Origin of the sequence: Micromonospora sp. NPDC005324 (assembly GCF_040607155.1) — a bacterium.
GTDB lineage: Bacteria > Actinomycetota > Actinomycetes > Mycobacteriales > Micromonosporaceae > Micromonospora > Micromonospora trifolii.
Window position 1 is genome coordinate 23,473 of record NZ_JBEXGE010000018.1, and the last position, 17,832, is coordinate 41,304.

Genomic DNA, 17,832 nt, shown 5'->3' on the forward strand with positions numbered 1-17,832 from the left:
GGCGCCGCAGTGCGACATCACCGCCGGCACCCCCGGCGACCCCGGACAGCCGGCCGGTTCATCGAATGATGGCAGCGGCGGATCGGACGACGGCGCGACGGGCCAGAAGGACCCGTGCCATTGGGCGCCGGTGGAGGGACAGCGTCCGCCACCGGCAGGGAAGGGCCCGGCTGGCGGTTGGTACGCGTGGACGTGCGCGGGGGACGGTTTCGGTTCGCAGCGCACGCCGGTGTGGCTCGATCAGGCACCCGGAGTGGACTTGGCCGCGATGGCGCAGATGGCGCGCTCGCGGCTGGTGCTGCCCACGCCGCAGATCCGCACGAGCCCCGACAGGGTGCCGTTCGTGCTGGTCCGGGTGCCCGTGTGGCTGTGGGTAGATCCGCTGACGTGGGGTCCACGATCAGCGACGGCCGCGGTGCCCGGGGTGACGGTAACGGCAACGGCGACACCGGTGCGGGTGCGGTGGTCCTTCGGGGACAACACCGCGGACCTCACCTGCGCTGGCCCGGGTAAGCCGTGGGCGCCCGGCACGGATCCCCGGACCGCCTCGTCGTGTGGGCACACCTACACCCGATCCTCGGCCGCGACGCGCGATGAGGCGTTCGTTCTGCGGGCGACGGTGACGTGGACGGTGACCTGGTCCGGGCCGGGCGGCGGGGGCACGCTCGCGGCGCTGACGACGACCTCGGCGGCGCCCGTGCGGGTGGCCCAGTCGCAGTCCATCGTCGGGAGTACCCGATGAGCGTGACGACGGAGCGACCGCCAGCCAGCCCGGCCGTACAGAGCACGAAGGCCGGCCCGTCGCATCGGGCGGGCCAGCGCAGCGGCCGACGGGTGGCCGCCGGCGTGCTCCTGGTGCTGGCGACGGTGGTGACGTTCTGGCAGGTCGACCTGCGTCGGCACGCCGAAGAACAGGTCCTTGCCCTGACCCGAGGCGTGAACGCCGGAGCGGTGATCAGCGACGGGGACGTGCGGGTGGTGCGGGTGGCGAACCCGTCGGGCCTGGCGCTCATCAGCGCTGACCGGCGCGACGAGGTGGTGGGGCGAACGGCGGCGGTCCCGCTGGCCGCCGGCAGCTTGGTGGTGTCGTCGCAGGTGGGTCCGCCGGCGTGGCCAGCGGCCGGACAGGCGGTGATCGCGGTGCCGGTCAAGGCGGGCCGCGCCCCCGCCGCTCTCGCCGCAGGGACCCGAGTCGTGGTGCTCGTGGGTCCGCCTGCCGCGGCTCAGCAGGCCGGTGGAACCCCCACCGCTGACCAGCCTGCGGCGGGGGCGCGGCGGGCACTGGCCACCGTGGTGTCAGCGGGCGCAGGGGAACAGGCAGGCGGGCAGGTGGTGGGCCTGCTGCTGGCCGCTCAGGAGGCGGAGGCGGTGGCCTCGGCGTCGGGGGATGTGTCGCTGGTGCAACTGGGGCCAGGGCAATGAGGGACGGGACGGTGCACAGCATGTTGGTGGTGGTCGCGTCGGTGTCCGGCGCAGCAGGAGTATCGACGGCGGCGCTCGGCTTGGCCGCGCTGTGGCCCAACCGACCCGGGCTGCTGGTAGAGGCAGACCCCTGCGGAGGGGTGCTCGCCGCGCGGTTCGGCCTCCCACAGGACCCGGGCCTCGCGACGCTCGCGGCGGCGGCCCGCCACGGCCCGCCACTGAGTGGGCCGGCGCCGTTCGTGCAGTCGTTGCCACTGGGGTTGCACGCGCTCGTCGGGCCCGGCGCCGCCGAGACCGCCGCGGCGGCGCTGTCGGTCCTCGCCCACCAACCGACGGTGGAGGCGTTGGCACCGGTGGTGGTCGCGGACGTGGGCCGGCTGTATCTGGGCAGTCCGGCTCACGGGCTGCTGCCCCGCGCGCACGCGGTGGTCCTGGTGACCTCGGGGACCGTCGAGCACCTGCATCATCTCGACACCCGGCTCGCTGCGCTGCGGGTGAGCACCTCGCCCGGCGGTGTCGGCGTCGCCGTCGTCGGCAAATGCGCCTATGAGCCGCAGGAGATTAGTAACCGCCTCGGCGTGCCGGTGTGGGCACACCTGCCCAGTGACCGGTGGGGCGCGGCGGTGCTCTCGGGGCGGATGACTGGGCCGGCGTGGTCGCGGACCCGGCTGGCGCAGGCATTGCGCGCCCTGGCCGGCACCGTCGCGGGACAGCCGCGACCGCGACCAGCCCGTCCCGCGTTGGAGGTCGTGCGATGACCGCCCCACGATCCGATGGTGAAAGCCCGCTCGTGGTGGCCCCGGAGCTGGTGGCGCAGCTACGCGCCCGCGTCAGTGACCGCCTCACCGCCCACGGCGCGGACCTGCCCGACGGGCAACGTGAGGCAGTGATCGCCGGTTACATCGCCCAAGAGTTGATGGCATACGCGCAGGAGACCATCAGCAGCGGCCGGGCTCCACTGACACCGCAGGTCGAGGGGGCGTTGGCGCGGGCGCTGCGCGACAGCCTTACCGGCCTCGGCGGCCTGCAACGCCTGATTGACGACCCGCAGATCGAGGACATTTTCGCCAACGGCTGCGACAACGTGTGGGTCCGCGGGACCGACGGGCGCACCCGGCGAGTCCCGCCGGTCGCCGCGTCGGACGCAGACCTGATCGACCTGGTGCGCATCGCGGCGGCCCGAAGCGGTCTGGAAGAGCGCCGCTTCGACCGCGGCTCCCCGAGCCTGTCGCTGCGGCTGCCAGGCGGGCAGCGGCTGTTCGCGGTGATGGCCGTGTCGAAGCGCCCGTCGGTGTCGATCCGCCGCAACGTGCTACACCGGGTTACCCTCGACGACCTCGTACACCGTGCGGAAATCACCCCCGGGCTGCGGGACCTGATCACGGCCATGGTGCGGGCCCGCAAGAACCTGGTGATCTGCGGCGGCACGGGCGCCGGTAAGACCACGCTGCTGCGCGCCGCAGCCGGGGCGATCGGCGTTCACGAGCGGATCGTCACCGTCGAAGACGCGTTCGAACTCGGCCTGGACGAGGACGCCACGTCGCACCCGAACACCGCCGCGTTGCAGCAGCGCGAGCCGAACCTGGAGGGTGTCGGTGGCATTGACATGGCCGCGATGGTCCGGTGGGGGCTGCGGATGCGCCCCGACCGGGTCATCGTCGGTGAGTCCCGCGGCGCCGAGGCCGTGCCAATGCTGCTGGCGATGTCGCAGGGCAACGACGGGTCAATGTGCACCGTGCACGCCTCCTCCAGCAAACAGGCGCTGACCCGGCTGGCGATGTATGTGATGCAGGCGCCGGAGCGGTTGGCGTTCGACGCGGCGAACGTGCTCATCGGTCAAGCCGTGCATTTCGTGCTGCACCTCGACGTCGCCACCGACGGCACCCGAGTGCTCTCCTCAATCCGGGAGGTGTTGGAGACAGACGGCGAGCAGATCCCGTCCAACGAGATCTACCGGCCCGGCCCGGACCGTCGGGCGGTCCCGGCCGCGCCGATGCGCGCCGAAACCCTCGACGAGCTCATCGCCGCCGTACCCAACGTGGTCTTCCTCGCCCAGGACCGGTGGTAAGAATGCTGCCGATCCTGCTCGGTCTCGGCTGCGCCGCCGGCCTCGTTCTCATCGCCGACGGCCTACGCCGCCGGCCACCCGGCACCCCCACCCGCCGGTCGCGCCGACCCTGGACGGGCGCCGACCGCAGCCGACTGCTCGCAGCTGTGGGCGGGGGGCTCGCGGCGGCGGCGCTGACCCGATGGCCGGTGGCGGCGCTGCTGGCCGGCGCGGCCGTGTGGGCATTGCCCCGGGTGCTCGGCCCCGACCGGGAGCACACCCGAGCGGTCGCCCGCATCGAGGCGGTCGCCACCTGGGCGGAACTGCTGCGCGACACCCTGTCCTCGGCCGCCGGACTGGAGCAGGCCATCACCGCTACCGCCCCGGTCACCCCGCAGCCGATCCGCGCGCAGGTCACCGCCCTCGCGCAGGCAGTGCGCGGTGGGGCGCGGCTGCCCGACGCGCTGCGCGTGTTCGCCGCCGACCTCGCCGACCCGGTCGCCGACCTCATGGTGCGGGCGCTAACTCAGGCCGCCGGATACCACGGCGGGCAGTTGTCGCAGTGCCTGACCAGCCTCGCCGTCACCGCCCGCGAGCTGGCCGGGATCCGGATGCGGGTGGCCACGACGCGGGCGGCGACCCGCACCGCCGCGCGGGTCATCACCGGCACCTCGGTGGCGATGGTCGTCGGGCTGATCCTGCTCAACCGCGGATTCCTCGCCCCCTACCACAGCGTCAACGGTCAACTGGTCCTGCTCGTCGTGGGCGGCGTCTTCGGTGGCGGGTTCTGGTGGCTGGCCCGCGCTTCCCGTATCCCCCAGCCTCCGAGGGTGCTGGCCGAACCGGGGCGGGCGTCATGAGTGTGGTGCTCGCGTGTGGGCTCATCGCCGGGCTCGGCCTGGTCCTGGCGGGATCTGGCCTGGTGCCGGCCCGGCCCGGCCTCGCGCACACCCTTGACGCGCTGCGCCGCTCACCGCAGGCACCGCCGGAGCCGATTCGGGCGCGGACCCGTCTGCTGGCCGCGCCGATGCGCGCGCTCGGCATGCCCCGCGAGCGGATGCGCGTCGACCTGGCCGTACTCGAGCGACCCGTTGCCTTGCACTTGGCCGATCAAACCTTGGCCGTCCTCGCCGGGCTGGTTCTGCCTCCGGTCGCGATGGCCGTGCTCGCCACCACGGGGGTCACCTTCGCCGCCGGAATGCCGCTGTGGGCGTGCCTCGCTGGCGCCGTTGGCGGGTGGTGGCTGGCCGAGACCACGGTGCGCGGCGAGGCGCAGCGCCGCCGCGACGAGCTGCGCTACGCCCTGTCCGCCGTCCTCGACCTCGCCGTCATCTCCCTCGCCGGCGGCGCCGGCCTCGAGCAGGCAATCGACGACGCCTGCGCCGACAGCCACGGCTGGGCGGCACAGCGGCTACGCCGCGCGGTCGACACCGCCCGCCTACTGCGCGTCGCACCCTGGCAAACCTTAGGCCAGCTCGGTGAGGACACCGGCGTGAGCGAGCTGCACGAGCTCGCCGCGACGATGAGCCTCGCCGGCACCGAAGGCGCACGCATCCGCGACTCCCTGACCATCCGCGCCGCCACCCTGCGCGCCCACCAGGCAGCGGCCCTCGAAGCGCAAGCGAACTCCGCCACCGAGCGTATGTCGATGCCCGTCATGCTCCTCGCCGCCGCCTACCTGCTGTTCCTGCTCTACCCGGCGATCTCTGGAATCGGCACATTTTGACCAAACCCGCGCGTGCCGCATACGACGCACCCAAGGAGGCAGACCCATGCGCCCGAGGAATTTACTCGTCCTGCTGACCCTGGCACAGCTCACGCTCACCGATCGGATCCGCCAACTGCGCCACAGCGGAGACCGAGGCAGCGAGACCGCCGAAAAGGTCATGTGGATCGCCCTGCTGGTCGGCCTCGCCCTGTCCGTCTTCGCCATCTTCCGAGACAAGATCATCGGCAAGGTCAGCGGGATCAACCTGTGACAACCATCCGGCAAACCCGCGCCAGGCGGCGCCTGCGCGTCAACGATCGGGGATCAGCGAGCACCGAGGTCGTCCTCTACGCGCCCCTGCTGTTCCTGCTCGTCCTCATCGGCGTGCAACTCGCGCTGTGGGCCCTCGCGCAGCTCGGCATCCAGCACGCCGCCAACCACGCCCTACAGACCACCAGGGTGTCCGGCGGCACCGCCGCCGCCGGCACTGCCGACGCCACCACCGTCCTGGACCAAGTCGCGGGCCGCGCCGTCGACGACCCGCAGGTGTCCGTGGCCCGTAGCGCCGACACCGCGACCGTGGCGATAGCCGGTCGGGTGCCGGCCGTGGTGCCGTTTCTGCGCCTGCGGGTGGACACCCACGTCAGCGCGCCCGTCGAGCGATTCCGACCCGAAGTCGGCTAGATCGCGTCTAGACAAGGGGGGATGCTGGTGAGCAACCTCGGCAGGACGAAACGTCGTCCCGGCATGCGCCGGGCGCGCCTGGCCCGGTCGGCTCGCGATCGGGGGTCGGTCAGCGTCGAGATGGCCCTCGGCTACGTGCCGCTGATGGTCCTGGCCGTCCTCGCCATCGTGGCGTGCCTGCGCCTGGCATCGGCCGCCATCGACGTACGCTCCGCGGCAGCGGCGGCGGCCCGGCAGGCATCCATCGCCCGCACGCCCGCCGAAGCCCGTCTCGACGGCGCTGACGCCGCATCGATCACCCTGGCCGGACGCTCCCTCCCCTGCCGACCGTCGACCATCACCGTCGAGCCCGGCGCGTTCGTCCCCGGCGGGCAGGTCACCGCAGCAGTGGCCTGCACCGTGAGCCTCGAAGACCTCTACGGCCTGGGCCTGCCCGGGTCGGTGACAATTCGCGCCACCTCGCGGCAGCCCCTGGACACGTACGGGAGTCAGCCGTGAACCGCCCGCCGGCATCTGCCTCTCACCGGCCGCGCTTAGACGATCAGGGGCAAATCACTCCGTGGACCGTGGTCGGCACCCTCATCGTGCTCATCCTCGCCGGTCTCGTCTTCGACCAGGGCATGGCGATGGCCACCAAGGTGTCCGCATACGACACCGCCCAGGCCGCCGCCCGCGCGGGAGCCGACGAGATCGACCTGGCCAAGTACCGGCTCACCGGCGCCGTGCAGCTCGATCCCGCTGCCGCGACCGCCGCCGCCCACACCTTCCTCGCCCAAGCTGGTCAGGGCGGCAACGTGGCCGCGACCACCGGTCAGGTCACCGTCACCATCACCACCCGCCACCGCACCCAACTGCTGCACCTCGTCGGCATCACCGACATCCCGGTGGCCGCGACCGCCTCCGCCACGCCCGCCACCGGTGTCACCACCGCCACCGAACCCAGCTGATGTCCGCGCCCGGAAGGTTGCCGCCGTGATCGCGACGCTGCTCAACATTGTCCGCCGTGCCGTCGGCGGCGCCGCGCTGGTGCTACTGCTCGCCGCCCCGCCATACGCGCTGCTGCGCTACCTCGACTCGCCGCTTCCCAACCAGTCGCCCACCCGGGACACCGTCACCGCAGCGCTGACCAGCCCGCTGACTGACGAGATGATCGGCGCGGTCCTCACCGCCCTACTCTGGGCGGCCTGGGTGTCTTTCGCGTGGTCGGTGCTCGCCGAGCTCGCTGCCGCTCTCACCGGCCGAAGACTGCCGCAGCCCCGTGTCCTCAGCCCTGGTCGTGGCCTCGCTGCGCTGCTCGTCGCCGCGATTACTGGCGGAGTCCTGGCCACCGCCGCGCAAGCCGCCAGCCCACCCCTGACCGACACCGCTCACGCCCACCCGAGCGCCTCCGGCGTTGCCGCGGCCACAGCAACCGTCGCGCACCGCGAGCCGCTCCCCGTCAGCGTCACTCTCCAGGTCGCGCAGGTAGCCGCGTTGCCCGAGCAGACGCTGGCGCACGGCGAGGTCACCCTCGTCGCGAACGGCCGCGAGTACACCCACACCGTCAAGCGCGGCGACACGATGTCGAAGATCGCCGAGCAATGGCTCGGCGACGCGAACCGCTGGCCGGAAATTTTCGCCCTCAACCGGGGCGCCCATTTCACCGACGTTGGCGGCACGCTGCGCAACCCGAACGTCATCTACCCGGGTTGGACCCTCGACCTGCCCGCCGACGCCACCCCACCCAGCGGGCAACAGCCCCGGCCGCCCGCCGCTGCGTCAAACCAACCCGGCGCTAGTGACACACCGAGGGAACCCGAGACGGCGCCGTCGCGCCCCACGCCCTCAGCTCCCACGCCCCGCCCGCAGCAGCCCACAGAGACAGCCCCGACGCCCACCAGCACTCCTTCCGGCAGCGCTGTCACCGTTCCGGCACCCGCCACCTCATCAGCGGATGCGCCCAGTCCATCGGTCAGCGGCGCCAGCCAGTCCGAGCGGGCGCACCGAGGTGTGTGGCTGCCCAGCGGCAGTTGGATCGACCTCGGCCTGGCCCTCGCGATCGCTGCCGCAGTCGCGTTGGTCTGGGCCCGCCGGCAACACCGCTACGTGCCCCGCAAGCCGTCAGCCCAGCCTCGTCTCAACGACTCCACCCTTACTCCCATGCCTGCCGTCGTGCGACAGATCCGCCGTGGCCTGCGTCGCGCCGACGCCGGGCACCCCGATCCCTACGAACCCGAGGATCTGCGCCCGCACGCCGATCAGCGCGGCGTCGACGAGCAGGACCAACTCGACGCCGAGCCAGACGGCAGCGGCGATGCCGCATCTGACGAGCACGACGACGTCGCACGGGCAGGCAACGACGATCGCCCAGCGCCGGGACCGGTGGCGCCGGCATCTGACGACCCGCTGTCGGAGCTGTGGCCGGCTGCGGGACTGGGCCTTGTCGGGCACGGCGCGGAAGCCGCCGCGCGGGGATTCCTGAGCGCGGCGCTCGCCTCTGGCGGGGTAGAGCATCCCGAGGCCCGCACTGAAGTGGTCATTCCGTCGATGACCGCGGCGACGCTGCTCGGCGCCGCAGCGGTGACCATGCCTCGCACACCACGTCTGACCGTGACCGCCGGGTTGGAGGAGGCGTTGGAATTCCTGGAGACGCAGACCCTTCAGCGCACCCGCCTGGCGTACCAGCACGAGGTTGACAGCGTGGCCGAGTTGCGCCGCGCCGCCCCCTACGAGCAGCCTCTCCCGCCGATCATGCTGCTGGCCGACGTCACCAGCAGCCACGAACGCGCCCGCGTCGCTGCTCTGCTCGCACAGGGCCAACGGCTTGACATCCACGGAATCCTGCTCGGCGACTGGCCCGACGGAGACACCGTTGTCGTCGCCGCTGACGGCACCACCACCGCCGCCGTCGACAGCGACCGCGCCCGTCACGGCGCCCACCCCGCCGACATCGGTCGGCTGGCGGTGCTCGACCCACTCGAGACCGCCGATCTGCTCACCACGCTCGCGGAATCGCACACCGGCCTGCCGCAGGCCCCCGCCCCCACCGAACCCATGCCCACTCCACCCGCCCAAGAGTCCGACCCGACCGCCCCCGAAGACGCCGAAGACCCCAAAAACACCAACACCACCGGCAGCTCGGCGGACACCACCGCCGAGGACGACAATTACGCCGACGACGCTCCGGGTTCCGCCGCTTCACCGCCAGGGCGCCAGGACAAAGCCATCGCGCCAGTCCCCGACGCCGAGGAACCGCCCGCAACGGACGAAAAGAGCACCGGGCACGCCTACAGCGAGCACGCGCACGAGTCGGGGAGCGCGCAAACGACACCGGCGCGCGTGCAAATACTAGGGGCGCCCCAGGTCGTGGACGGCGACCCGCAACGCACCCCACGCGCCAAATCCCTAGAGCTGCTGGTGTACCTGGCGGTCAACGACGGCGTCGCCTCGACCGAAGCGATCCTCGACGACCTGCTGCCCGACGCCCCGTCCAGCAAGGCAGCCGCCCGGCTCTACACCTACGTCTCCGGGCTACGCGCCCTCCTAGGCCACGCCAGTGGAACCAGTGGGCACGTCCCCCACCCCGACCACCGCTACCTACTCAGCCGCGACCTGCTCGACGTGGACCTCTGGCGCATGCGCGAAGCCATCCGCGACGCCGCGCGAGCCAGCGACCCGCACGACCGCGTTGCCGCGCTACGGCGGGCGGTCGAGGCCTACACCGGTCCCCTCGCCGAGGGCTGTGAGTACGAGTGGGTCGAGTCCTACCGCGAGGCGATACGCCAAGAGAGCCTCGACGCCTCGCTCGCTCTCGCCGATGCCCTCACCGGTGAACCTGCGGAGCAACTCACCGTTCTCGACGCCGCCATCGCGCACAGCCCTCACCACGAAGCCCTCTACCAGGCAGCCATGCGCGCCCGCGCGGACCTCGGCCACGCCGACGGCATCCGTGAGCTGCGACGCACCCTGACCCGCCGGCTCATCGACATCGACGCCGAACCCGGCGACGACACCCTCGCCCTCGCCGACCGGCTGATCGCTGACCTACGCCGCCGAGGCCGCACCTCGGGCAAGCAGCACCCGCCGGACCGGGACGGACCTCCGCAGTGACCACGACCGCCGCCACTAACAGCGACGCTCCCCTAAACGCGGTAGTAGGTGGTGCCACCACACACCTGCGACGGCTGCGGTGGGCAGTGCGCGCCACGCTCGTCCTCGGCGTCGCCGCGTCGGTGGCCGCGAACGTCTTACATGCCCGCCCGAACCCGATCAGCCAAATCATCGCCGCGTGGCCACCGCTGGCACTGCTCCTCACCGTAGAACTGATCTCGCGAGTGCCCCACCACCGGCGCCTGCTCGGCGCGATTCGCATCGCGGCAACCTCTGTCATCGCCGCCATCGCTACCTGGGTGAGCTACTGGCATCTCGCCGGGGTCGCAGCCCGCTACGGCGAGACCGAGCACGGCGGGGCGTACCTGCTGCCCATCTCCGTCGACGGGCTCGTCATCGTGGCCAGTGTCAGCCTCGTCGAAATTACCGCCAAGATCCGAACCACCGCACCCCCACCATCGCCGCCCGCGCTCACACACACGCCGCCGCCCACCAACGCACCTGAAGCAACGACCGCAGCACCGTTCAGTGCGAGGCATCTGGCCACCGCAACCGACACGTCAACCACTACCGCCCCGGCCCGACTCGTCGGCCCCTCCGCCGTATCGGCGATGCCATCACACACCCCTGCACCAGGCACGGCCGAATCGGCCGCCGACAGCGCCAGCACCTTATCCACCCCTCAGCATCGCCAACACGACGACAGCAATCCGCACGGGGAAGGGGCATTCGCCACGCTCAGCGACTGCGCGCCCCAACCCGAGACAGAGGCGAATCCGGACGACGTAGGCGAACCCGCGCCGTCGCAGACCTCATCGCCAAGCGTCAGAGGCGCCGAGCCGACCAGACCAGCGGATGACGAGCGAACAGACAACGCACCAGCCGATACCGCCGCTGCGGTCGCCTACTGGCGCCACCGCGACCCGGAACTATTGCCGGCGGACATCGCCGCCCGAATCGGGAAATCGGAACGCACGGTCTACCGCTATTGGTCACCGCCAACACCGAACGTCAACGGTCGCCCCGCCGACAACCTCCGACGCTGACAGGGAAGGAAGACCTCGCACCCTCGGCAATGCAAGCGGCTACGAGCACGGCACCACAAGCTCGGCTCTCTGCCGCCCAACAGCCGTCACCGGGCCTGAACCGACCCGCGAGCCGAGCCGGAGCGCGTCCGCCTCCTATATCAACGAGGAAGGGTCTCTGACTCTCACGGGGTGTTGGCGCGGCACACCGAGGGGCGTTGAGGCAATAGCGTTGCTGAGCGCGGGGGGCCAGGGGGCCGACTCGTGGCTCCAGACGTCGTGTTCGCGCCTGCTCGCTCGACGGCCAGCGACGCCGCGGCGCAAGACAACGCTCACCCGCCACGTCGCCACACCTCAGCAGGTCCACCCGTGAGGCCACAGAAGCCAGCCCCTCATCGAGAGATGCCGGCAAAAATTTCCAGGATTGACATTGCCCCGGCGGAGGTGGTGCTCGTGAGCTACGAGGAGGGGTATCGGCCGAGCACACGAGCAGTCGCCCGTCCCACCACCCCAAGCGGGGTCCTACAACGAAAAAAGGCCACATCTCTTACTCATCCGGTCCAGCAAGGCAGGGAACCTACCCGAAGTAATTTGATCGGATTCGGCATGACGGGTCCGACAATGGGTGGGCGGGACGCGGTGATACCGGTCCAGCCCACCCATCATCGATGGGCATCCCAGTTACCCCACTGCAGGGTCTACCCAACAGCATGTGCACGCGGTGCGATGGCACACGTACAGGCCATCGGCATCGGAACCCGGTGCTGATATGGCCGGCCGCCTGCTTAGACGTTCCTTACCTATGTGCTGGTCCGGACTCAGCGCTGCCAGTGGCACAGTCCCTCGTCGGCACAGTGCCGTCGGTCGGAGTTGCGTCCTTCTCGGGCGGGTCGACTTCAAGGAACCCGAAGAGCCGTTCGATCACCTGCAGCGTCTGGGTGGAGTAGCGGTCGGCGAATCCTCGGCAAATAGCGGGTTTGACACCGGGGCGCCGATAGCCGGGCAGCGTCTCGTGGCAGATGACGAAACCCTCGTCACGCCGAGCCTCGGCAACCAGATCACGTAAGCGGCCCTCGGAAAGGTGCATCAGGTTCCCGGGACGGAAGATGCACGTGTCGCACTTTCTGGACAGCAGCCGCGACTTCCGCAGCACCGGATCGCCGACGCTGAGGTCGCCGCCGTCATCCCCCACCTCGTCGCTCTCCTGCGGTGCAGGCGGGCCGGTTCTGGGCTCGTCTCGCGCGTAGGGCTCCTGCGCGTCGATGGCCAACCGACTGAGCCAGTTGAGGACCTGATCGATGTGACCTCGTTGTAGGCCCGTGACGCCGTCGACGGGCACTAGCAGAGTGGCGTTGCCACGCGCGGTGCGGTCAGCGGCCTCAGACCCATCCCGGCCGCCGAACGTGTCGTCGAGAACGGCCACCGGTCGTCCGCCTATCGCGCGGTAAAGACCGGCGAGCTTGAGCTGGCGACCGAACCGTACGCCACTTTGGCCGACGTCGATGACCGGCAGGTCAACCGGCAGGCCGAGTCGAGGTCCGATCCACGTCGCGGCGAGCGCGCCCCAGCTCGTGCACCAGACCAGGTCGGCGTGGAGGGCGAGTTCTCTGAGCCAGGTGCCGTGGTCGGGGTGCAGCCACACCTCGCCGGAGACGTGCTGACCGCTGGGCGCGGGACCGTCGTAGCGGTGCGGGTGGTAGCCGAGCTGGCGGGCGGTCCTCGGGTCGTCGGGGTTGAGTACCCCGTCGACGTCGATGGCGACCACCGGCCGTGCCCGGTTCGCGGCCAGAGCAGGAGCGGTACGTGGGGTGGTCATCGGACCTCGAATCCGCGGGCTCGGGTTGGGCTGGTTGAGCCTGCCGACTGCTGGGTCGCGGGGGTGAAGGCGACCCGGCCGTCACCAAACAGGCAGGCGACGATGTGCCCTTGACGAATTGCCTCGATCAGCGCGGCGTCGATGGCCAGGCTGCCGTCTCGACTTTCGGAATGGTCCCCCATCACCAGGAGACTTACCGCCTCATCGGCCGCCAGCAGCCGCCCGCCGGGCGGTATGGAGGGCAGGCCTGGCCTGTCGCGCCAATCGGCGTCGGCCTCGGGGCGATGGGCGTGACCAAGACCGTCGGCGTCGTCTGGCTCGTGCGGCGACCATTTCCACCGGTAGGCGCCGATCGCGTAGTGGTCGTCGGCGTCGGCTGGCACCCGGTCGTCCTCGATCCACAGGCTGCCCTCGTCGCTCGCGGTCTCCTCGTACTGCACGCTGACGAAGTCGCGGGCGGTATGCAGGACGGGGTGCTCGCCGGGCATGTCGCCGATCGACAGACTGTGCAGGTGCCTGCTCATGCGTTCGACCTCGTGGCGCGGGAAGCGGCACAGCAGGCCACCGCGCAGAGCGGTATATCCGTCGGCGACGAGTGCCCGGTAGTAGCCTCCCCCTGCGTTGTGGCAGGTGACGAGTGCCGGCACCCAGAGCGCGTTGGCGGGTAGGACATCGCCCCGGCTGTGCGAGATCACGTACCGGTCGGTGCCCTCTTGGCTGGTTCGGACCGGGTTAACGCCGAACCACTGCAGGCCGTGGGCGCGGGCGAAGCGGAGCAATTCGAGCAGCGTTCGGCGCCCGTCGGAGTGTTGCAGGCGCAGAGGAAGGAACCCGTCACCGTCGTCGCCGGGATGGGGGTTACCGGTTGTGCCGGTTGCTGTGTGGGTCCAGGTCTCGGCCCGCACGCGGTACTCGGTCCCATCGGCGCTGTACCAGGTGGGGTCACCATTGGAGGACAACCAGTCGCCGTCGGCGTCGTGGGACCAGATTAGCGCGGGCACAGCAGGCCATCCGGCGCGGTTCTGCTGACGGGTCTGGTGGTGATGGGGCGTGGCGGCGGCGTGCTCGGCCAGGGGCAGGATCTTGTCGGTTCGCCACCATAGTCTGCGTGTCATCGTTCGGTGTTTCCTTCCGTTGGTCAGGCGAGTGGCCCGGTCCACGTGGCGGGAACCGGGCGAGATGAAGAGCGTGTGAATCGCGGGCGTCGCGGTTAGATGACCGCCCGGACGCGCCCCCGGCGCGGGTACCGAAGACGGGGGCGCGTTGCCGTAGCGGGGGCAACCGCGGGCGCTAGGCCGAGGGCATACGGGCGGTAGGCCCGGCAGGGCCTGCATTGCTCAGCTAGCGCGGCGGCGACTGATCGGGGCTCACCGGCCGAGGACGGATACCAGTTCACCGTGCAGGAGCGGGGCTCCGTCCGGTCCCTTGATGTGGGTGTGGATCCAGATCCGGTACCGGGTGCCGTCCTTGGCGGTGAGGTGTCGCCAGTGTCCACGGACGAAAAACCGCACCCGGTAGTGCCACTTCGCGTCACCGTCAACGCCTGCCCCGACGGGGCTGGTTCGACGGAGCATGACCACGCGGGTGTTGTGCACGATCGATGACCGTGCGGCGCGGCGGCTCGTTGCGCGCGGCAGGGGTGGCTCGCTGATGGTGGCGAGGGGTTGGGCTTGGATGCGCCAGAACGCGTACGTGATAGCGGCGCAGACTCTGGATGCTGTGCGATCGTCGATCACCGTGCGGCCGTCCGGCGCGCCCTGCCAGTCGATGGGCGGGGCATCGGTGTCGGGTAGGTCAAGCGCGGGCACTGGTCTGCCGACTGGCAGGGTCGCCAGGTCAGTGAGGATGTAGGGCCCGAAGGTGGCCCGGTTGCGCTGGTACTCGGCTGAGGCGAGCAGCGCCGCGATGTGAGGATCATCGGTGTCCTCGTGATCCGCCCAGCCGCAAATCAACCAGGACCTGCCGGCAGGCGTGATCATCGTGGTCCAGGTGATCGCGGCTATGCCTCGGATGGTGCCGGCGGCAGAGCGGATGAAGATTGGCTCGGGGAGGAACAGCACGCCGCTGTCAGTCGGCGCGGTGTCGGCGGTGAGTAGGTCATCGGTCAGGTCTAGGGCCTGCGCGGCGGCGGCGATGATCGCCGTCATCGCTGGGGCGACGACGAATGGCTCCCCGATGCGCCAGGCAGTTTCGAGTTGCCGTGTAAGGGTGCGGCCAGCGCTCTGCGCGGTCGCCGTCTGTGCCTGCCACTGGTGATTGTTGACTTTGACAGTCAGGGCATCCGCCATGATCACCGAGACAAGCTCGTCGGCGCCTTGTCGGGCGCAGTGCTCCGCCATGAGGGTCTTCGCGTTTACGGCGGCCCGGGCGTACCCGGCGTAGGTTGTTTCCCGTCTCAGGCCCACGGTAATTGATCCTTTCTTTGGGGTCTTCGGGAGCAGCAGGCGCAGGTATGCACCCACGAATTAGAGACGCGTGGCGGTAACGAGCTGAAGAAGGATTCGGTGGGTTGGCGTCTCCGCGTAAACCGAGCCATCGGCGTCGTACTCGTTCTCTGGAGCCGCGCCCCGCAGCCGTGCTATCCGATACAGGCCGCCATGCTCGTCCGCCGCATCAACGACCCGGGCTTCCTTGCCATCCGCAGATTGCTTGATGTAGACGAAGACCCAGCCCACATTGCGGGTGTACGGATTGTCGTGGGAAGTAAGTACCGCCACCGCTTGGGAGGCAGGTGACCGGAACTGCGCGAGGAGCGCGTCTAGGACCTCGATCGGGCCGGCGTCGTGCCAGATCCGCCGCGGTACATCTACTGATCTCGCGGCAAGCCGCCACTCGTCGGCCGTTCCCGGCACAGGTTCGTTCGTGATGGCGAGGAGTACCGGCGAATGATTCCAGCCGGAAGATTCGCCGAACGCCTCGATCCCAATCAGGTGCTTCAGGAGATGCTCTCGGTTTAGGTCGGGTATGCCGTTGCCAGGGCTGTTCATTGAAAGTCCGCCTTTCCTCATTGTGCTTACTTGCCGTCTCGGGCTGAGCAATAATTGTTTATTCCGGCTGGATCGCGTTCTCGGCTTGTCGTTGGTACCCCTCCAGCGTTAGTGGCGGTTCGCGGGGCGGTTCGGGGATGGCGGCCAGCAGTCGCTCGACGCCCTCGTAGCACCTCTTGCACACAGGACGCCGCCGTCGATGAAAACGGTGACTGCGCGAAGCAGTAAGGCGAGAGATAAATAGGCCCCCAGGAAAGCTCGATGTAGGCAGGTCGCAGCGATCGACAAAGATCACATCTGGCATCGGCGGATGGTGGGCATAGCTATTACTTGGGCTGACTGTGAGCGCCTCACATCAGGCGGATTGCTTGGCGAATCGCGTTAGAATTGACGCTCGCTTTAATGAAGACAGCAAGTCGTGTCCCGCTGAGACGTCGTCGTTTCGCTGTGATCGGACGCCCGAATGCGGGAACGGCCCCGACGCGGGTCGGGGCCGTTCCCGTCTTCTCGGAGGGGCGGGCGGGAGGCGAACGTGCGGTTTGGTCAGAGGGGACGTTGACAACTACCGGCGACGCTCACCTCGTAGGCGGTGCCGGTCACGGTGAGTTGCAGCCAGCGGTAACCCTCGGCGTGAGCCGCGCGTAGCTCTCTGATCAGTGGCGCGGCCGGGTCAGTGAGGTGTAAATGTTCGGCGAAGTCGTCGCCGCCGAGGTCAACGTCGCGGCGATAGCCGTCGGTGTTCGGGTTCCAGCCGTCGGCGTAGACCAGGAGGTTGGAGTCGGGACGGTCCGGGTCGTGGAGGCGCGGCAGGCCGCTGGACATGAGGTAGACGCCCTCGTCGTGGACCCAGACCAGCGCGCCAGGGCAGGCGATGCCGTCCTCGGTTTCTGTGTAGGACTGTGCCTGCTCGGTGCTGGAGACGGCGTGTTCGGCCAGCCGCAGCGTCTCGGTCAGGTTGAAGTGAAGGTGCAGGGCCATCAGGGTCTGCTCATTTCTGGTCGGTTGATGGCGGGTTCTCGGCAGGGGTTGTCGGGGTGGCTTGGCTGTCAAGGGCGGCGGGTGGAATGCCGGCGCGCAGGGCGTGGTCGATCAGCTGGGCGAGAGGGTCGTTGGGGTCGGCGTCCAATGCCCGGTCGATAGCGACGGAGGCGAGGGCGCCGAGTCCTGTCCGCCAGGCGATGACGGCGAGTAGGACGGCTGGTGGTGCGGCGAGGGCTGGGTCGACGCGGCGGGTGATGTCGGTCCATAAGGCGAGGTCCGATGAGTTGGCGTCGTTGGTTCGCCAGGCGGCGTCACGGACCTTGTAGTCGAGGAGGAGCACGGACAGCCAGGCCACCTCGTCGTCGGTGAGGACCCGGTCGTCGGCGTAGCGGGCGACCGCCGCTCGGAGCGCCTTCTTTCCGGCGCGGATGACTGCCGCCCGCCGGCCCGCAGCGAACAGGGTGTCGCGTCGCTCATGTGCCCGCTGGGTGGCTGTCGTGACGGCGTCGCGGGCGGCGCCGGTCGTGGGGGCGATGCTGGCCACGAGAGCAGCCCGGTCGGGCAGCGCCGTCTGGCCCGCGACGATCGCGTTCACGGCGACGACGCTGCCGACGGCGTCGAACGGGACCCCGTCGACGGGGCAGCACGCTGGGTCGTGGCAGAGGTAGGAGTAGTAGCGGCCGTCGGTGACCCGCAACGCGTCGCGCACGGTAATACCGGCCTGGTCGAAGTGTGGGGTGAGGATGTCGACGATCGGGGTGACCGTGTCAGCGGGCCCGTAGCCGATGATGGTCGCGGCGGTGGCGCCGACGTTGCGCAGCATGGCGAGAGACTGTGATGTGGTGGTGTCGACCCATGAGGGGACTTCGTCACGCTTGGGCAGGTCAGCGCGGGTGGCCGCGGTGAGCATGGACTCGGTGTATCCGACGATGACGACGCTGTGGTCAACATGAAAGCCGAACAGGTACGGCACTGCGGCAAGCAGGTCAGCAACGGAAGCCAGAGAAATATGGGGTCGGTGATCGTGGGCCATAGGAAACTCCTTGTGGGCGTGGGGAGGCACACCGGTAGGC

The 17,832-nt window shown here is 69.9% G+C and carries 18 protein-coding genes; 12 read left to right on the plus strand and 6 right to left on the minus strand.

Going from position 1 to position 17,832, the window contains the following annotated elements:
• Positions 1-268: 268 nt before the first annotated feature.
• From ABZS40_RS19490 to ABZS40_RS19545, 12 genes are all read left to right on the plus strand, one after another.
• On the plus strand, positions 269-742 hold the full coding sequence (locus tag ABZS40_RS19490) for a hypothetical protein (RefSeq protein WP_354944614.1): 474 nt from the start codon (positions 269-271) through the stop codon (positions 740-742).
• A 92-nt stretch (positions 743-834) separates the two neighbouring features.
• Positions 835-1,422 (plus strand): SAF domain-containing protein, encoded by a 588-nt coding sequence (locus ABZS40_RS19495; protein WP_278127085.1) that lies wholly within the window; start codon positions 835-837, stop codon positions 1,420-1,422.
• A 20-nt stretch (positions 1,423-1,442) separates the two neighbouring features.
• On the plus strand, positions 1,443-2,180 hold the full coding sequence (locus ABZS40_RS19500; protein WP_278127087.1) for a hypothetical protein: 738 nt from the start codon (positions 1,443-1,445) through the stop codon (positions 2,178-2,180).
• Entirely contained in the window at positions 2,177-3,490 is a 1,314-nt protein-coding gene (locus tag ABZS40_RS19505) for an ATPase, T2SS/T4P/T4SS family (protein ID WP_354944615.1), read from the plus strand. Before ABZS40_RS19500 ends, ABZS40_RS19505 begins: the two co-directional genes overlap by 4 nt.
• A gap of 2 nt (positions 3,491-3,492) precedes the next feature.
• Complete coding sequence (locus tag ABZS40_RS19510) at positions 3,493-4,329, plus strand: type II secretion system F family protein (protein ID WP_278124568.1); 837 nt, start codon at positions 3,493-3,495, stop codon at positions 4,327-4,329.
• On the plus strand, positions 4,326-5,195 hold the full coding sequence (locus ABZS40_RS19515) for a type II secretion system F family protein (RefSeq protein WP_354944616.1): 870 nt from the start codon (positions 4,326-4,328) through the stop codon (positions 5,193-5,195). The genes ABZS40_RS19510 and ABZS40_RS19515 overlap by 4 nt, the downstream gene beginning before the upstream one ends.
• A 46-nt stretch (positions 5,196-5,241) precedes the next feature.
• Positions 5,242-5,448: a hypothetical protein gene (locus ABZS40_RS19520; protein WP_354944617.1), complete on the plus strand. Its 207-nt coding sequence runs from the start codon at positions 5,242-5,244 to the stop codon at positions 5,446-5,448.
• A gap of 5 nt (positions 5,449-5,453) precedes the next feature.
• On the plus strand, positions 5,454-5,861 hold the full coding sequence (locus ABZS40_RS19525; protein WP_354944757.1) for a TadE family protein: 408 nt from the start codon (positions 5,454-5,456) through the stop codon (positions 5,859-5,861).
• Positions 5,862-5,924: 63 nt separating this feature from the next.
• Entirely contained in the window at positions 5,925-6,359 is a 435-nt protein-coding gene (locus ABZS40_RS19530; protein ID WP_354944759.1) for a TadE family protein, read from the plus strand.
• Entirely contained in the window at positions 6,356-6,808 is a 453-nt protein-coding gene (locus ABZS40_RS19535; RefSeq protein ID WP_354944618.1) for a pilus assembly protein TadG-related protein, read from the plus strand. The genes ABZS40_RS19530 and ABZS40_RS19535 overlap by 4 nt, the downstream gene beginning before the upstream one ends.
• Before the next feature lie 25 nt (positions 6,809-6,833).
• Positions 6,834-9,950: a BTAD domain-containing putative transcriptional regulator gene (locus ABZS40_RS19540; RefSeq protein WP_354944619.1), complete on the plus strand. Its 3,117-nt coding sequence runs from the start codon at positions 6,834-6,836 to the stop codon at positions 9,948-9,950.
• Positions 9,951-10,036: 86 nt separating this feature from the next.
• On the plus strand, positions 10,037-10,996 hold the full coding sequence (locus tag ABZS40_RS19545; RefSeq protein WP_354944620.1) for a DUF2637 domain-containing protein: 960 nt from the start codon (positions 10,037-10,039) through the stop codon (positions 10,994-10,996).
• A 775-nt stretch (positions 10,997-11,771) separates the two neighbouring features.
• On the opposite strand, the gene ABZS40_RS19550 is transcribed toward ABZS40_RS19545, so the two are convergent.
• From ABZS40_RS19550 to ABZS40_RS19575, 6 genes are all read right to left on the minus strand, one after another.
• On the minus strand, positions 11,772-12,791 hold the full coding sequence (locus tag ABZS40_RS19550) for an HAD domain-containing protein (protein WP_354944621.1): 1,020 nt from the start codon (positions 12,789-12,791) through the stop codon (positions 11,772-11,774).
• A complete protein-coding gene (locus tag ABZS40_RS19555) occupies positions 12,788-13,951 on the minus strand; it encodes a hypothetical protein (protein WP_354944623.1) in 1,164 nt (387 codons plus the stop codon). Before ABZS40_RS19555 ends, ABZS40_RS19550 begins: the two co-directional genes overlap by 4 nt.
• Before the next feature lie 207 nt (positions 13,952-14,158).
• Entirely contained in the window at positions 14,159-15,253 is a 1,095-nt protein-coding gene (locus ABZS40_RS19560) for a hypothetical protein (RefSeq protein WP_354944624.1), read from the minus strand.
• Positions 15,254-15,256: 3 nt separating this feature from the next.
• Entirely contained in the window at positions 15,257-15,778 is a 522-nt protein-coding gene (locus ABZS40_RS19565) for a hypothetical protein (protein ID WP_354944625.1), read from the minus strand.
• A 543-nt stretch (positions 15,779-16,321) separates the two neighbouring features.
• Positions 16,322-16,756, minus strand: a complete 435-nt coding sequence (locus ABZS40_RS19570; protein WP_354944626.1) for a DUF3085 domain-containing protein — start codon at positions 16,754-16,756, stop codon at positions 16,322-16,324.
• Between the two features lie 10 nt (positions 16,757-16,766).
• Positions 16,767-17,792: a DUF4192 domain-containing protein gene (locus ABZS40_RS19575; RefSeq protein WP_354944627.1), complete on the minus strand. Its 1,026-nt coding sequence runs from the start codon at positions 17,790-17,792 to the stop codon at positions 16,767-16,769.
• Between the last annotated feature and the right edge of the window lie 40 nt (positions 17,793-17,832).

What these genes read in the sequence shown, in the direction of transcription:
- ABZS40_RS19490 (WP_354944614.1), top strand. Translation starts at nt 269, where the DNA reads ATGGCGCAGATGGCGCGCTCGCGGCTGGTGCTGCCCACGCCGCAGATC.
- ABZS40_RS19500 (WP_278127087.1), top strand. Translation starts at nt 1,443, where the DNA reads ATGTTGGTGGTGGTCGCGTCGGTGTCCGGCGCAGCAGGAGTATCGACG.
- ABZS40_RS19505 (WP_354944615.1), top strand. Translation starts at nt 2,177, where the DNA reads ATGACCGCCCCACGATCCGATGGTGAAAGCCCGCTCGTGGTGGCCCCG.
- ABZS40_RS19510 (WP_278124568.1), top strand. Translation starts at nt 3,493, where the DNA reads ATGCTGCCGATCCTGCTCGGTCTCGGCTGCGCCGCCGGCCTCGTTCTC.
- ABZS40_RS19515 (WP_354944616.1), top strand. Translation starts at nt 4,326, where the DNA reads ATGAGTGTGGTGCTCGCGTGTGGGCTCATCGCCGGGCTCGGCCTGGTC.
- ABZS40_RS19520 (WP_354944617.1), top strand. Translation starts at nt 5,242, where the DNA reads ATGCGCCCGAGGAATTTACTCGTCCTGCTGACCCTGGCACAGCTCACG.
- ABZS40_RS19530 (WP_354944759.1), top strand. Translation starts at nt 5,925, where the DNA reads ATGCGCCGGGCGCGCCTGGCCCGGTCGGCTCGCGATCGGGGGTCGGTC.
- ABZS40_RS19550 (WP_354944621.1), bottom strand. Translation starts at nt 12,791, where the DNA reads ATGACCACCCCACGTACCGCTCCTGCTCTGGCCGCGAACCGGGCACGG.
- ABZS40_RS19565 (WP_354944625.1), bottom strand. Translation starts at nt 15,778, where the DNA reads ATGAACAGCCCTGGCAACGGCATACCCGACCTAAACCGAGAGCATCTC.
- ABZS40_RS19570 (WP_354944626.1), bottom strand. Translation starts at nt 16,756, where the DNA reads ATGGCCCTGCACCTTCACTTCAACCTGACCGAGACGCTGCGGCTGGCC.
- ABZS40_RS19575 (WP_354944627.1), bottom strand. Translation starts at nt 17,792, where the DNA reads ATGGCCCACGATCACCGACCCCATATTTCTCTGGCTTCCGTTGCTGAC.